At 66.2% G+C, this 13288-nt stretch carries 13 protein-coding genes; 12 read left to right on the forward strand and 1 reads right to left on the reverse strand.

Going from position 1 to position 13288, the window contains the following annotated elements; all coding sequences use genetic code 11:
- The first annotated feature begins 52 nt into the window (after positions 1-52).
- The 12 genes from aroA (at position 53) to HL666_RS13720 (ending at position 12255) form a co-directional block, all read left to right on the forward strand.
- Positions 53-1390, forward strand: coding sequence for a 3-phosphoshikimate 1-carboxyvinyltransferase (gene aroA, locus HL666_RS13665; RefSeq protein WP_172132545.1), 1338 nt, complete (start codon positions 53-55; stop codon positions 1388-1390).
- Positions 1387-2025, forward strand: coding sequence for a (d)CMP kinase (cmk, locus tag HL666_RS13670; protein WP_172181907.1), 639 nt, complete (start codon positions 1387-1389; stop codon positions 2023-2025). The genes aroA and cmk overlap by 4 nt, the downstream gene beginning before the upstream one ends.
- A 249-nt stretch (positions 2026-2274) precedes the next feature.
- Positions 2275-3984: a 30S ribosomal protein S1 gene (gene rpsA, locus HL666_RS13675; RefSeq protein ID WP_172181909.1), complete on the forward strand. Its 1710-nt coding sequence runs from the start codon at positions 2275-2277 to the stop codon at positions 3982-3984.
- Between the two features lie 414 nt (positions 3985-4398).
- Positions 4399-5379, forward strand: a complete 981-nt coding sequence (gene sppA, locus HL666_RS13680) for a signal peptide peptidase SppA (protein WP_172181911.1) — start codon at positions 4399-4401, stop codon at positions 5377-5379.
- A gap of 169 nt (positions 5380-5548) precedes the next feature.
- On the forward strand, positions 5549-5872 hold the full coding sequence (locus HL666_RS13685; protein ID WP_172181913.1) for an integration host factor subunit beta: 324 nt from the start codon (positions 5549-5551) through the stop codon (positions 5870-5872).
- A gap of 77 nt (positions 5873-5949) precedes the next feature.
- On the forward strand, positions 5950-6342 hold the full coding sequence (locus HL666_RS13690) for a lipopolysaccharide assembly protein LapA domain-containing protein (protein WP_172181915.1): 393 nt from the start codon (positions 5950-5952) through the stop codon (positions 6340-6342).
- A gap of 80 nt (positions 6343-6422) precedes the next feature.
- Positions 6423-7082, forward strand: a complete 660-nt coding sequence (locus HL666_RS13695; RefSeq protein ID WP_172181917.1) for a phosphoribosylanthranilate isomerase — start codon at positions 6423-6425, stop codon at positions 7080-7082.
- Positions 7079-8302 (forward strand): tryptophan synthase subunit beta, encoded by a 1224-nt coding sequence (gene trpB / locus HL666_RS13700; protein ID WP_172181919.1) that lies wholly within the window; start codon positions 7079-7081, stop codon positions 8300-8302. Before HL666_RS13695 ends, trpB begins: the two co-directional genes overlap by 4 nt.
- Positions 8299-9135 carry a tryptophan synthase subunit alpha gene (trpA, locus tag HL666_RS13705; RefSeq protein ID WP_172181921.1) on the forward strand — a complete coding sequence of 279 codons (837 nt, stop codon included), beginning with the start codon at positions 8299-8301 and terminating at the stop codon, positions 9133-9135. Before trpB ends, trpA begins: the two co-directional genes overlap by 4 nt.
- A gap of 94 nt (positions 9136-9229) precedes the next feature.
- A complete protein-coding gene (gene accD / locus HL666_RS13710; protein ID WP_172181923.1) occupies positions 9230-10168 on the forward strand; it encodes an acetyl-CoA carboxylase, carboxyltransferase subunit beta in 939 nt (312 codons plus the stop codon).
- Positions 10165-11502, forward strand: coding sequence for a bifunctional folylpolyglutamate synthase/dihydrofolate synthase (locus HL666_RS13715; RefSeq protein WP_172181925.1), 1338 nt, complete (start codon positions 10165-10167; stop codon positions 11500-11502). Before accD ends, HL666_RS13715 begins: the two co-directional genes overlap by 4 nt.
- Positions 11503-11514: 12 nt before the next feature.
- Positions 11515-12255, forward strand: a complete 741-nt coding sequence (locus HL666_RS13720) for a metallophosphoesterase family protein (protein WP_172113562.1) — start codon at positions 11515-11517, stop codon at positions 12253-12255.
- Here HL666_RS13720 and HL666_RS13725 read toward each other — a convergent pair whose 3' ends face one another.
- Positions 12256-13269, reverse strand: a complete 1014-nt coding sequence (locus HL666_RS13725; RefSeq protein WP_172182296.1) for an ATP-dependent DNA ligase — start codon at positions 13267-13269, stop codon at positions 12256-12258. It abuts the gene before it with no gap.
- Positions 13270-13288: the final 19 nt, after the last annotated feature.

Here is a 13288-nt window from a genome sequence, read left to right on the forward strand (position 1 = left end):
ACGGGCGCGGGACCCTGTGATACCTGCCGCTCGGAAACACGAGGATCCCGCCGTGAGCACGTCAGCCGCCCCGACCCCACTCGAATCCCGCGCATCCGGCCCTCTTGCGGGCACGATTCGCGTGCCCGGCGACAAGTCGATCTCGCACCGGGCGCTGATCCTGGGTGCGCTGTCGGTCGGTGAAACCCGGATTTCCGGCCTGTTGGAAGGCGAGGACGTCCTCAACACCGCCAAATCGATGCGGACGCTCGGCGCCAAGGTCGAACGCACCGGCGAATTCGCCTGGACCGTGCATGGTGTCGGTGTCGGCGGCTTCGCCCAGCCCGCCGCGACGCTCGATTTCGGCAACTCCGGCACGGGCTGCCGGCTGGTCATGGGCGCGGTCGCCGGCTGTCCGATCACTGCCGTGTTCGATGGCGACGCCTCGCTGCGCAGCCGCCCGATGCGCCGCATCCTCGATCCGCTGGCGCTGATGGGGGCCAAGGTGACCGCCAGCGCCGAGGGCGGCAAGCTTCCGTTAACCCTGCAGGGCGCCAGCAACCCCATTCCGATCGAATATCGTACGCCGGTCGCCTCGGCCCAGATCAAGTCGGCCGTCCTGCTCGCCGGCCTCGCCGCCCCCGGCGTCACCACCGTGATCGAGCAGGAGGCGAGCCGCGACCACACCGAGCTGATGCTGAAGCATTTCGGCGCCGAGATCGTCACCACACCGGAAGGATCGCATGGCCGGCGGATCGCGTTGACCGGACAGCCTGAGCTGCGCGGTGCGCCGGTGATCGTGCCGGCCGACCCGTCCTCGGCCGCGTTCCCGCTGGTCGCTGCCCTGATCGTCGATGGATCGGACCTCGTGCTATCGGACGTCATGACCAACCCGCTGCGCACCGGCCTGTTCACGACCTTGCGGGAGATGGGTGCCTCGATCGAGGAGGACGACGTCCGCGGCGATGCCGGCGAGCCGATGGCCCGCCTGCGTGTGCGCGCCTCGAAGCTCAAGGGCGTCGTCGTGCCGCCGGAGCGCGCGCCGTCGATGATCGACGAATACCTCGTCCTTGCCGTCGCTGCGGCTTATGCCGAGGGCACGACCGTGATGCGTGGCCTGCACGAGCTGCGGGTCAAGGAATCCGATCGGCTGGAAGCCACCGCGGCGATGCTGCGCGTCAACGGCGTCAAGGTCGAGATCTCCGGCGACGACCTCATCGTCGAGGGCCGCGGCCACGTCCCGGGCGGTGGCGTTGTCGCCACCCACATGGACCATCGCATCGCGATGTCCGCTTTGGTCATGGGCCTGGCCTCCGACAAGCCGGTCACTGTCGACGATACCGCCTTCATCGCCACCAGCTTCCCCGATTTCATCCCGCTGATGCGCAAGGCGGGCGCGGATTTCGCATGATCATCGCCATCGACGGCCCGGCCGCGTCGGGCAAGGGCACCATGGCCAAGCGCCTTGCGGCGCATTATGGCCTCAGGCACCTTGATACGGGCGTCATCTACCGTGCCGTGGCGCATGCGCTGCTGACCGCCGGCATCGACCTGAGGGACGAGGCGCGGGCCGCGGCGGCTGCCATGAACCTGGATCCCTCGACCTTCGACAACCCGGCGCTCAGGTCGCACGCGGTCGGTTCCGCCGCCTCCGTGGTCTCGGCGCTGCCCCGGGTGCGCGAGGCGCTGGTCGCCTTCCAGCGCCAGTTCGCGAGCCGGCCGCCGGGCGCCGTGCTGGACGGCCGCGACATCGGAACCGTGATCTGCCCTGACGCCGAGGTGAAGATCTACGTCGTCGCCGATCCAAGGATCCGGGCGCATCGTCGCACCCTGGAGGCGCAATCGCGCGGCGAGCCCGCCGACGAGGCGGCGATCCTGGCTGACATCCTGGCGCGGGACGAGCGTGACCAGAACCGCGCGGTCGCCCCTTTGAAACAAGCCCCGGATGCTATCTTGCTTGATAACTCCCATTTGGATATAGAGAGCGGCGTCCGGGCCGCCATCGACATCGTCGAGGCCGTTCGAGCGGGCCGTCAGCGGGCTTGATTTCCGCTGATGTCATTGGAGGAACCGCCCGCTCCCGCCCTTGACCGTCGATAGCTCGATTGCGGTTCAATCGGGTCCGATCAGCCGGACGAAACTTCATACGTATCGCATGTGCAGGCATTGCCGGCCCGCGTCGTTGCGCTTTTCGCGCACCCGCGGACGTCTGGGGATTTGTGGACCTCCAGGCACTGCCCATCCGATGCGCCGATCAACCCCAAGCTGGCGAGAATGTCCGCATCTGGAGAACCAATGGCTTCGAGTATCTCTGCTAATTCCTACAATCCCAGCCGCGATGATTTTGCCGCGATGCTGGACGAGTCCTTCACGAAGGGCAACCTTCAGGAAAGCTCCGTCGTCAAGGGCAAGGTCGTCGCGATCGAGAAGGACATGGCGGTCATCGACGTCGGCCTGAAGACCGAGGGCCGCGTGGCGCTGCGTGAATTTTCTGGTCCCGGCCGCGACAGCGAGCTGAAGGTCGGTGACGAGGTCGAAGTGTTCCTCGACCGCATCGAGAACGCGCTCGGCGAAGCCGTGCTGTCACGCGACAAGGCGCGCCGCGAGGAGAGCTGGGGCAAGCTCGAGAAGGCGTTCCAGAACAACGAAAAGGTCAACGGCGTCATCTTCAACCAGGTCAAGGGCGGCTTCACCGTCGACCTGGATGGCGCAGTCGCCTTCCTGCCGCGCTCGCAGGTCGACATCCGTCCGATCCGCGACGTCGCGCCGCTGATGAACAATTCGCAGCCGTTCCAGATCCTCAAGATGGACCGTCGCCGCGGCAACATCGTCGTGTCGCGACGCACCGTGCTGGAAGAGACCCGCGCCGAGCAGCGCCAGGAGCTGGTGCAGAACCTCGAAGAGGGTCAGGTCATCGACGGCGTCGTCAAGAACATCACCGATTACGGTGCGTTCGTCGACCTCGGCGGCATCGACGGTCTGCTGCACGTCACCGACATCGCCTGGCGCCGTGTCAACCATCCGACCGAGGTGCTCTCCATCGGTCAGACGGTCAAGGTCAAGATCATCAAGATCAACCACGAGACCCACCGCATCTCGCTCGGCATGAAGCAGCTGCTGGACGATCCGTGGCAGGGCATCGAGGCCAAGTACCCGCTGCAGGCCCGCTTCCACGGCCGCGTCACCAACATCACCGACTACGGCGCGTTCGTCGAGCTCGAGCCGGGCATCGAAGGCCTGATCCACGTCTCGGAGATGTCGTGGACCAAGAAGAACATGCACCCCGGCAAGATCGTGTCGACCTCGCAGGAGGTCGAAGTGCAGGTGCTCGAGGTCGATTCCGTCAAGCGCCGCATCTCGCTCGGTCTCAAGCAGACCATGCGCAATCCGTGGGAGGTCTTCGTCGAGAAGCATCCGACGGGTTCGGTGGTCGAGGGCGAGGTCAAGAACAAGACCGAGTTCGGCCTGTTCCTGGGTCTCGAAGGCGACGTCGACGGCATGGTTCATCTGTCGGACCTCGACTGGAAGCAGCCCGGCGAACAGGTCATCGACAACTACAAGAAGGGCGACATGGTCAAGGCCGTGGTGCTCGACGTCGACGTGGAGAAGGAGCGCATCTCGCTCGGCATCAAGCAGCTCGAAGGCGACCCCTTCGCCGAGCCGGGCGATGTCAAGAAGGGTGCGGTCGTCACGTGCGAAGTGCTGGACGTCAAGGACGGCGGTATCGACGTCAAGATCACCGGCACCGACTTCACCACCTTCATCAAGCGCTCCGAGCTGGCGCGCGATCGCAACGATCAGCGCACCGAGCGGTTCGCCGTCGGTGAGAAGGTCGACGCTCGCGTGATCCAGTTCGACAAGAAGGCCCGCAAGGTCCAGGTGTCGATCAAGGCGCTGGAAGTCGCGGAAGAGAAGGAAGCCATCGCGCAGTACGGCTCGTCCGATTCGGGCGCGACGCTGGGCGACATTCTCGGCACCGCCCTCAAGAACCGCGATTCGAAGTAAGGCTTCGGACCGCGTGATCAGATCAAAGCCCCGGCTCGCGCCGGGGCTTTTTTTGTGGCGCCGAGACATGTCGTCCAGACCGCGTCCCACCTATCGCCTATGCTCATATGTCGCGGCGAACGAACCTGGAGCTTAGTTACTCCGTCATGCCCGGGCTTGTCCCCGGGCATCCACGTGGCTCCCAAGAAGCCGAACGACGTGGATGGCCGGGACAAGCCCGGCCATGACGACGTGGAGAAAGATGAGCGCAAAATTCGATGGTCGAAAACGGCAAGCCTGCGCCGAGCCCCCCGACCCTTCGGTGGCCCCGGGGCGAGCCTTCCTTTCTTCAAATTGCGCCGCGATTGATGTAATCGGATAACGAGATATTCAGGCTGCGGATGCAAAACGCGCCGAGACTTCCAGGAGCTGTCCATGTCGCTTGATTCCGATGTGATCGTCGATCGCCGCAGGCTGCGCCGCAAGCTGACGTTCTGGCGGGTGGTCGCAGTGCTGATTGCGGTTGCTGCTCTTTCCGCCATCGGCCTCGCGATGTCGCCGCGCGGGCGCACCGCGCTGTCCACCTCCGGCTCGATCGCCCGCGTCAACATCGAGGGCCTGATCCGCAGCGACCATGAGCGCGTCGAGGCGCTCGAGCGGCTCGAGAACTCGTCGGCCGAGGCCGTCGTCGTTCACATCAACTCGCCGGGGGGCACCACCGCGGGCTCCGAGCAGCTCTACGATTCGCTGGTGCGACTGAAGGCGAAGAAGCCGCTCGTCGTCGTGGTCGAGGGGCTCGCCGCCTCCGGCGGTTACATCGGCGCGATCGCCGCCGATCACATCGTCGCGCAGCAGAGTTCGCTGGTCGGATCGATCGGCGTGTTGTTCCAGTATCCCAATGTCAGCGAGCTGCTGAAGACGGTCGGCGTGAAGATCGAGGAGGTGAAATCCTCGCCGCTGAAGGCTGCGCCGAACGGCTATGAGCCGACCAGCCCGGAAGCGCGCGCCGCGCTCGACGCCCTGGTCAAGGATTCCTATGCCTGGTTCCGTGGGCTGGTGAAGGATCGCCGCGCCATGAACGATGAGCAGCTGGAGAAGGTGGCCGACGGCCGCGTCTTCACCGGACGGCAGGCGATCGAGCTCAAGTTGATCGACGAGCTCGGCGACGAGAAGACCGCGGTCGCCTGGCTGGTGGCCAACAAGAACGTCAAAAAGGATCTGCCGGTCCGCGACTACAAGCTGGTGCCGCGCTTCGGCGACCTCACCTTCCTGCGGACCGCGACCTCGGTGGTGCTCGACGCCGTCGGTCTGTCCGGCATCGCGCGGCAGATCGAGCGCACCGGCGTCGTCCAGGCCGTCGATCGGATCGGCCTCGACGGCATGCTGGCGCTGTGGACGCCCGCGCCGGGGAATTGAAACCCGCCAAGACCATGGTCATGACGATTGACACGTGGAGCGTGTGCCGCGGCGTGGCCCGAGATTGGGCCACGAAAGCCGATTCACGGGCCCGATGAATGATTTAGCGTCTTGACAGTCCTGCATATTTTCACGGAAATGGGACTGTCTCCCCGGGTACATTTTCTCGATGATCAAATCCGAGCTTGTTCAGCGTATCGCCGAGCACAACCCGCACCTCTACCAGCGGGATGTCGAGAACATCGTCAATGCGATCCTCGATGAGATCGTCGCGGCGCTCGCCCGCGGGGATCGCGTCGAGCTGCGTGGCTTCGGTGCGTTCTCGGTCAAGCACCGGCCGGCCCGCGCCGGGCGCAATCCACGGACGGGCGCCCATGTCCCGGTCGACCAGAAGAGCGTCCCGTTCTTCAAGACGGGCAAGGAAATGCGCGAGCGGCTGAATCGGGACCATCCCGGTGGCGCTAGCGCCGAGTCCGACGATACGGACGAGTGACGCGTTTTGCGCCGAACGTGCCGGTCGTTCGCGGCTGATTTCGAGGCGAGTCCGGCCAGACTGATACGAGCGAGCGCATGCGAAAATTCCTCACGGTTGTGATCGTCCTTCCGCTTCTGGTGTTGTTCGTCGTCTTTGCCGTCGCCAATCGGCATTTCGTTACCGTATCGTTCGATCCGTTCAACGCGACGGATCCGGCGCTTGCGGCCTCGGTCCCGCTGTTTGCCTTGATCCTCGCGGTTGCGATCCTGGGCGTGATCGCCGGCGGCTGCGCGACCTGGATCGGCCAGCGCCGCTGGCGACGGGCCGCACGCCGCCATCAGGCCGAGGCAGACGCGGCCCGGGCCCAGGTCGCGCAACTGAGCGCAGCGGCACGTGCCAATCAAGGCTCGGCACAATCCCTGGTTCCGGTTGCTCCGGCCCGACTCTTCGCCCCTTATGGGCGAGACAAGCAGGGCGCCGCGTTGTAGAAGGCGCGCAATGCCCGGCCGGCCTTCGGAAGCTGTCGGGCGCTGGTGATCCTTTCCCCCCGGACGTGCGTTGTTCAGTGATGTCCCTGCTCGTCAAAATCTGCGGCCTGACCACGCCCGACACGCTCGGCGCGGCGCTCGACGCCGGCGCCGACATGGTGGGGTTCGTGTTCTTTCCGCCGTCTCCGCGCCACGTCGGCCTGACCGCCGCGCGCGAGCTCGGCCAGCAGGCCAGGGGACGCGCGCTCAAGGTTGCGCTCACGGTGGATGCCGATGATGCGACGTTCGAGAACATCGTCGAGACCCTGCGCCCGGATCTCCTTCAGCTGCACGGCCGCGAGAGCATCGCGCGGATTCGCGACCTTAAGCAGCGCTTCGGCCTGCCGGTCATGAAGGCCATTCCCGTCGAGACGGCCGCCGACCTCGCGCCGCTGGCCGGCTATGCCGACGTCTGCGACCGCATCCTGTTCGACGCGCGGGCGCCGAAGGATGCGACGCGCCCGGGCGGACTGGGGGCCACGTTCGACTGGCATGTGCTTCAAGGGCTGACGCTCGATCGACCCTTCATGGTCTCGGGTGGCCTGAGCGCCGATAACGTCGCCGAGGCCGTGCGGACCACGCGCGCCGGCGGCGTCGACGTGTCGTCCGGCGTCGAGCGGACGCCGGGCGTGAAGGATTGCGACTTGATCAGGAATTTCATTCGCGCGGCGCGGGCCGCTGAAGAGTTGAGCGTTCAATGACGACAGCCATTCCCAATTCCTACCGCAGCGGTCCGGATGACCGCGGTCATTTCGGCATTTTCGGCGGCCGCTTCGTCGCCGAAACCCTGATGCCGCTGATCCTCGATCTGGAAAAGGCCTATGCCGAGGCCAAGGCCGACCCGGCGTTCCATGCCGAGATGACCGGCTATCTCAAGCACTATGTCGGCCGTCCCTCGCCGCTGTATTTCGCGGAGCGCCTGACCGAGCATCTCGGTGGCGCCAAGATCTACTTCAAGCGCGAGGAGCTCAATCACACGGGCTCGCACAAGGTCAACAACGTGCTCGGCCAGATCATGGTCGCGCGCCGCATGGGCAAGAAGCGCATCATCGCCGAGACCGGCGCCGGCCAGCATGGCGTGGCGACGGCAACGCTGTGCGCGCGCTTCGGGCTCGACTGCGTGGTCTACATGGGCGCCGTCGACGTCGAGCGGCAGCAGCCCAACGTGATCCGCATGGAGATGCTGGGCGCCAAGGTGGTGCCGGTGCAGTCCGGCGCCAAGACGCTGAAGGACGCGATGAACGAGGCGCTGCGTGACTGGGTCACCAACGTCCACAACACGTTCTACTGCATCGGCACGGTCGCCGGTCCGCACCCCTATCCGATGATGGTGCGCGACTTCCAGTCGGTGATCGGCGCCGAGACCCGTACGCAGATGCAGGAGGCCGAAGGCCGCCTGCCGGACTCGCTGATCGCCTGCATCGGCGGTGGCTCCAACGCAATGGGCCTGTTTCACCCGTTCCTCGACGATCCCTCGGTGGAGATCTACGGCGTCGAAGCTGCGGGCCATGGCCTGACGCAGCTGCATGCCGCCTCGATCGCCGGCGGCCGTCCCGGCGTCCTGCACGGCAATCGCACCTATCTGCTGATGAACGAGGACGGCCAGATCGACGAGGCGCATTCGATCTCGGCCGGCCTCGACTATCCCGGCATCGGACCGGAGCACTCCTGGCTGCACGACGTCGGCCGCGTGAACTATCTCTCCGCAACGGACGAGGAAGCGCTGGCCGCGTTCCAGCTGCTGTCGCGGCTCGAGGGCATCATCCCGGCGCTCGAGCCGGCGCATGCGATCGCCAAGGTGATGGAGCTCGCGCCGAAGAAGCCGAAGGACCACCTCATGGTGGTGAACATGTCCGGCCGCGGCGACAAGGACGTGCCGCAGGTCGGCGACATTCTGCGTGGAAGGGCGAGGGCACAGTGACCAGCCGGATGGATGCGCGCTTCGCGCAGTTGAAGAAGGAAGGCCGCTCGGCGTTCGTCACCTTCGTGATGGGCGGTGACCCCGATCCGGAGACCTCGCTCGCGATCGTGAAGGCGCTGCCGCAGGCGGGCGCTGATATCATCGAGATCGGCATGCCGTTCACCGATCCGATGGCTGATGGACCGTCGATCCAGGCGGCTGGTCTGCGCGCGCTGAAAGCGGGCATGACCTTGAAGAAGACGCTGGGTCTCGTGCGCAGCTTCCGCGAGAGCGACGCTGACACGCCAATCGTGCTGATGGGCTACTACAATCCGATCTACATCTACGGCGTCGACAAGTTCCTCGATGACGCCAAGAGCGCCGGCGTCGACGGCCTGATCATCGTCGACCTGCCGCCGGAGGAGGACACCGAGCTGTGCATTCCGGCTCTCAAGGCCGGGCTCAACTTCATCCGCCTGGCGACGCCGACCACCGATGACAAGCGGCTGCCGGCCGTGCTCGCGAACACCTCCGGCTTCGTCTACTACGTCTCGATCACCGGTATCACCGGCGCGGCTGCCGCGGATTCCTCCGCCGTGGGCGCCGCCGTGGCGCGAATCAAGCGTCACACGGCGCTGCCGGTCTGCGTCGGTTTCGGCATCCGGACACCGGAGACCGCCCGCGCCATCGCCGCCAATGCCGACGGCGCCGTGGTCGGCACCGCCCTGGTCGACGCGCTGAAGGCGAGCCTGGACGCCGAAGGCCGCGCCACGCCCAAGACCGTCAGCGCGGTCGCCGACCTCGCAGCCGCCCTGGCCCGGGGCGTCCGGGGCGCCCAGCAGGCCGCGGAATAGCCATCAACCACTCGTGTAGGGAGCGCCGCGGCATGGCTTGCCGTGGCGCTGCCGTCCCGCCATATATCCGGGCGACCGCCAAACGGAGCTTTTCATGAACTGGCTTACCAACGTGGTCCGGCCGAAGATCCGCAACATCCTGCGCCGCGAGACGCCGGAGAACCTCTGGATCAAGTGCCCGGATTCCGGACAGCTCGTGTTCTACAAGGACGTCGAGGCGAACCAGTTCGTCATTCCCGGCTCCAACTACCACATGCGCATGGGCGCGGGCGCGCGGCTGAAGTCGATGTTCGACAACGAGACCTGGTTCGACGTCGCGTTGCCCGAGGTGACGCCCGACCCGCTGAAATTCCGTGACGAGCGCCGCTATGCCGATCGCATCAAGGATGCGCGGGCGCGCACCGGCATGAACGATGCCGTGAAGGTCGGTTTCGGCAAGCTCGAAGGCATGGGCGTCGTCATCGCGGTGCAGGATTTCGACTTCATGGGCGGCTCGCTCGGCATGGCCGCGGGCGAAGCCATCGTGCGCGGGCTGGAGCTCGCGCTCGAGAAGAAGTCGCCGTTCATCGTGTTCGCGGCCTCCGGCGGCGCCCGCATGCAGGAAGGCATCCTGTCGCTGATGCAGATGCCGCGCACCACGGTCGCCGTGCAGATGCTGCGCGAAGCCAAACTGCCCTACATCGTCGTGCAGACCAATCCGACCACCGGCGGCGTCACCGCGTCCTATGCGATGCTGGGCGACGTCCACATCGCCGAGCCCGGCGCGCTGATCGGCTTCGCCGGCGCCCGCGTCATCGAGCAGACCATTCGCGAGAAGCTGCCCGAAGGCTTCCAGCGTGCCGAATATCTGCTCGACCACGGCATGGTCGACATGGTCGTGCACCGTCATGACCTGCGCCCGACCCTGGCGCGGCTGTGCCGGCTGCTGACCAAGGCGCCGGCCGTCGAACAGGCAAAACCCGCGCCGCAGCTGCCGCCGCCGGCCAAGCCCGCCGAAGCGGCGGAAGCGCCGGCGGTCGCAACGAGCGCGTGAACGTTTCCGCCGCAAAGCCTTCGCTCGACGAGCTGATCACGCGCCTCTCCGCGTTGCATCCGAGCAAGATCTCGCTCGGGCTGGAACGCATGCACCGGCTGCTCGCGCAGCTGGATCATCCCGAGCGCAAGCTGCCGCCGGTGATCCATGTCGCCGGAACCAACGGCAAGGGCTCCACGGTCGCGTATCTCCGCGCGATCCTCGAAGCCGCGGGACTGCGCGTTCACGTCTTCACCTCGCCGTGGCTGGTGCGCATCAACGAGAGCTATCGACTGGGCAAGGTTGGCGGCGGTGTCCTCGTCGAGGATGATGAACTGATCGACGCGCTGCTCGCGTGTGAGCGGGTGAACGCCGGCGCGCCGATCACCTTCTTCGAGGTGAAGACCGTCGCCGCCTTCGCGCTGTTCGCCAGGCATTCGGCCGATGTCGTGCTGCTCGAAGTCGGTCTCGGCGGTAGGCTCGATTCGACCAATGTGGTCGAGCAGGTCGCTGCGTCCGTGCTGACGCCGATCAGCATGGACCACATGGAATTCCTCGGCGACACCCGTGCGCTGATCGCGGCCGAGAAGGCCGCCATCATCAAGCGCGGCTGCCCGGTGATCTCGGCCGCGCAGGAGCCGGATGCGATGGCGGTGATCGAGCGCGAGGCCAGGCTGCAGCGCGCGCCGCTGTTCGCGGCCGGCGAGAGCTGGCACGTCAGTGTCGAGCGTAATCGTCTCGTCTATCAGGACGATCGCGGTCTTCTCGATCTGCCTGCACCGAAACTGTTCGGCCGGCATCAGTTCGACAATGCCGGTCTCGCGATTGCGACCCTGCGCGCGCTCGATCGTTTCACGCTGACGACGAAGGCGTTCGAGGACGGCATTGTCAACGCCGAATGGCCGGCGCGCATGCAGCGGCTGTCGAACGGCGCGCTGACCGCGATCGCGCCGCAGGGCGCGGAGATCTGGCTCGACGGCGGCCACAACGCCGAAGGCGGCCGTGTCGTTGCGGCTGCGATCGGCGATCTCGAAGAGCGCGTCTCGCGGCAGCTCGTCGTCATCGTCGGCATGATGGGCAACAAGGATGCCGCAGGCTTCCTCGCCAATTTCGCGGGACTGACGCGCCACATCATCGTCGTGCCGATTCCGAACGAGAGCAAGGCGATGGCCCCGGCCGATCTCGCGGCGGCCGCGCGCACGCTCGGCATGCGCGTCGAGATCGCCGACGGCGTCGCATCGGCGCTCGCCGGCATCGCGCGGCTTGCCTATGAGGTGCCGCCGCGTATTCTGATCACGGGGTCGCTTTATCTCGCAGGCCACGTGCTCGACCTCAACGGCACGCCGCCGACCTGAGGAAAACAACACATGCGCTTTGCCGCGATCGCCGACGTGCACGGCAACCATCTCGCACTCGAAGCCGTGCTCGCTGATATCCGTGCGCAGGGGGTGACCGAGATCGTCGACCTCGGCGACATGGCGAGCGGCCCGCTCGATGCGCGAGGGTCGCTCGACAGGCTGATGGCGCTCGACGCCGTGCATGTGCGCGGCAATCATGATCGCTGGCTGATCGATCGGCCATTCGAGACGATGGGCGCCTGGGAGCGGCCTGCCTATCCGCAGCTCGACGCCAAACATCTCGACTGGCTGCGCACGATCCCGGCGACGGCGGTGTATCGCGACCAGGTCTATCTCTGTCACGCGACGCCCGAGGACGACAACGTCTATTGGCTCGAGAGCGTGGCGCCGGATGGTGCGATCACCTGCGCGCCGCTCGATGAAATCGAGAGATTGGCCGCCGGCATTTCGCAGTCGCTGATCCTGTGCGGCCATACCCACACGGCACGCGCCGTCCGCCTGCGTGACGGCCGCCTCATCGTCAATCCCGGCAGCGTCGGCAGCCCCGGCTATTCCTACAACGTTCCACATCCGCATGTCGTGCAGGCCGGCACGCCCGACGCGCGCTACGCGATCCTGGAGCTGACGCCGGCGGGTTGGAGCGTGAGCTTCCGCCACGTGCCCTATGATAACAGCGCGATGGCCGACCTGGCGCGCGCTAATGGCGACGCAGAGTTCGCCTCGGCGCTCGCGACCGGCTGGATCCGCTGATCAGGCGAGCAGCTTCATGGGATCGACGGCCTTCTGCGCGAGCTGATCGAAGGTACATTGCTTCGGCGCCTTGTCCGGACGCCAGCGCAGGATCGAGGTGCCGTGGCGGAAACGCTCGCCGGAGAAGTGGTCGTAGCAGACTTCGATCACCAGCTTCGGCTTCAGCGGACACCATTCTGCCGAGCGCTCGGTCGACCACCGGCTTGGCCCGCCCGGCGCGTTGCCGGTGAAGCCCGACGGCGCAATCAGCGGCTCGAGCTTGTCAGTGAGTGCCGGCTTCTCGTCCTTCTTGAGCGCGGACGTGAAGCCGACGTGATGCAGCAGGCCATCATCGTCATAGAGCCCAAGTAACAGCGAGCCGACCAGCTTGCGTCCGCCTGCACCTCGATTCGTCGCATAGCGGAAGCCGCCGATGACGCAATCGGCCGAGCGATAGCGCTTGATCTTCTGCATGCCGTCGCGGCTACCGGCTTGGTAGGGGAGGTCGATGCGCTTGGCGATCACGCCGTCCGAGCCGCCGCCGGACTGGGCCAGCCAATCCTGCGCGGTTGCGTAGCGCGTGGTCACGGGTGAGAGCCGGAAGGTCGGATGTCCAACGAAGTTCGTCTTGGCGAACGCCTCCAGCGCCGGACGCCGTTCGTGCAGCGTTTGCGCGACCAGCTCCTTTTCCTTCGCCGTTGCCAGCAGGTCGAAGGCGAGGAATAGCGCGGGCGTCTCGGCCGACAGCTTCTTCACCCGGCTCGCGGCCGGATGGATCCGCTGCAGCAGTGCGTCGAACGAAAACGATTTGCCCTGCGGCACCACCAGCTCGCCATCGAGCGTGAAGCTGATCGCCTTCAGCTCGCGTGCGGCGGCGACGATCTCCGGGAAGTAGCGCGCGAGATCCTCGCCCGCTTTGGACTGCATCGTCACCTGAGCGCCGTCACGCGACAGCAGGCAACGGAAGCCGTCCCATTTCGGCTCGTACTGCCACTCCTCGCCGCGCGGGATCGCGTCCACCGAGCGCGCCTCCATGGCCAGAAGGCCTGATTTG

Origin of the sequence: Bradyrhizobium aeschynomenes (genome assembly GCF_013178945.1) — a bacterium.
In the GTDB taxonomy this organism is placed as follows: Bacteria; Pseudomonadota; Alphaproteobacteria; order Rhizobiales; family Xanthobacteraceae; genus Bradyrhizobium; species Bradyrhizobium aeschynomenes.

Coding starts and splice junctions, on each gene's coding strand:
- rpsA (WP_172181909.1), top strand. CDS start 2,275: ATGGCTTCGAGTATCTCTGCTAATTCCTACAATCCCAGCCGCGATGAT.
- HL666_RS13690 (WP_172181915.1), top strand. CDS start 5,950: ATGCGAAAATTCCTCACGGTTGTGATCGTCCTTCCGCTTCTGGTGTTG.
- HL666_RS13725 (WP_172182296.1), bottom strand. CDS start 13,269: ATGGAGGCGCGCTCGGTGGACGCGATCCCGCGCGGCGAGGAGTGGCAG.
- HL666_RS13685 (WP_172181913.1), top strand. CDS start 5,549: ATGATCAAATCCGAGCTTGTTCAGCGTATCGCCGAGCACAACCCGCAC.
- trpB (WP_172181919.1), top strand. CDS start 7,079: ATGACGACAGCCATTCCCAATTCCTACCGCAGCGGTCCGGATGACCGC.
- sppA (WP_172181911.1), top strand. CDS start 4,399: ATGTCGCTTGATTCCGATGTGATCGTCGATCGCCGCAGGCTGCGCCGC.
- accD (WP_172181923.1), top strand. CDS start 9,230: ATGAACTGGCTTACCAACGTGGTCCGGCCGAAGATCCGCAACATCCTG.
- HL666_RS13695 (WP_172181917.1), top strand. CDS start 6,423: ATGTCCCTGCTCGTCAAAATCTGCGGCCTGACCACGCCCGACACGCTC.
- cmk (WP_172181907.1), top strand. CDS start 1,387: ATGATCATCGCCATCGACGGCCCGGCCGCGTCGGGCAAGGGCACCATG.
- HL666_RS13720 (WP_172113562.1), top strand. CDS start 11,515: ATGCGCTTTGCCGCGATCGCCGACGTGCACGGCAACCATCTCGCACTC.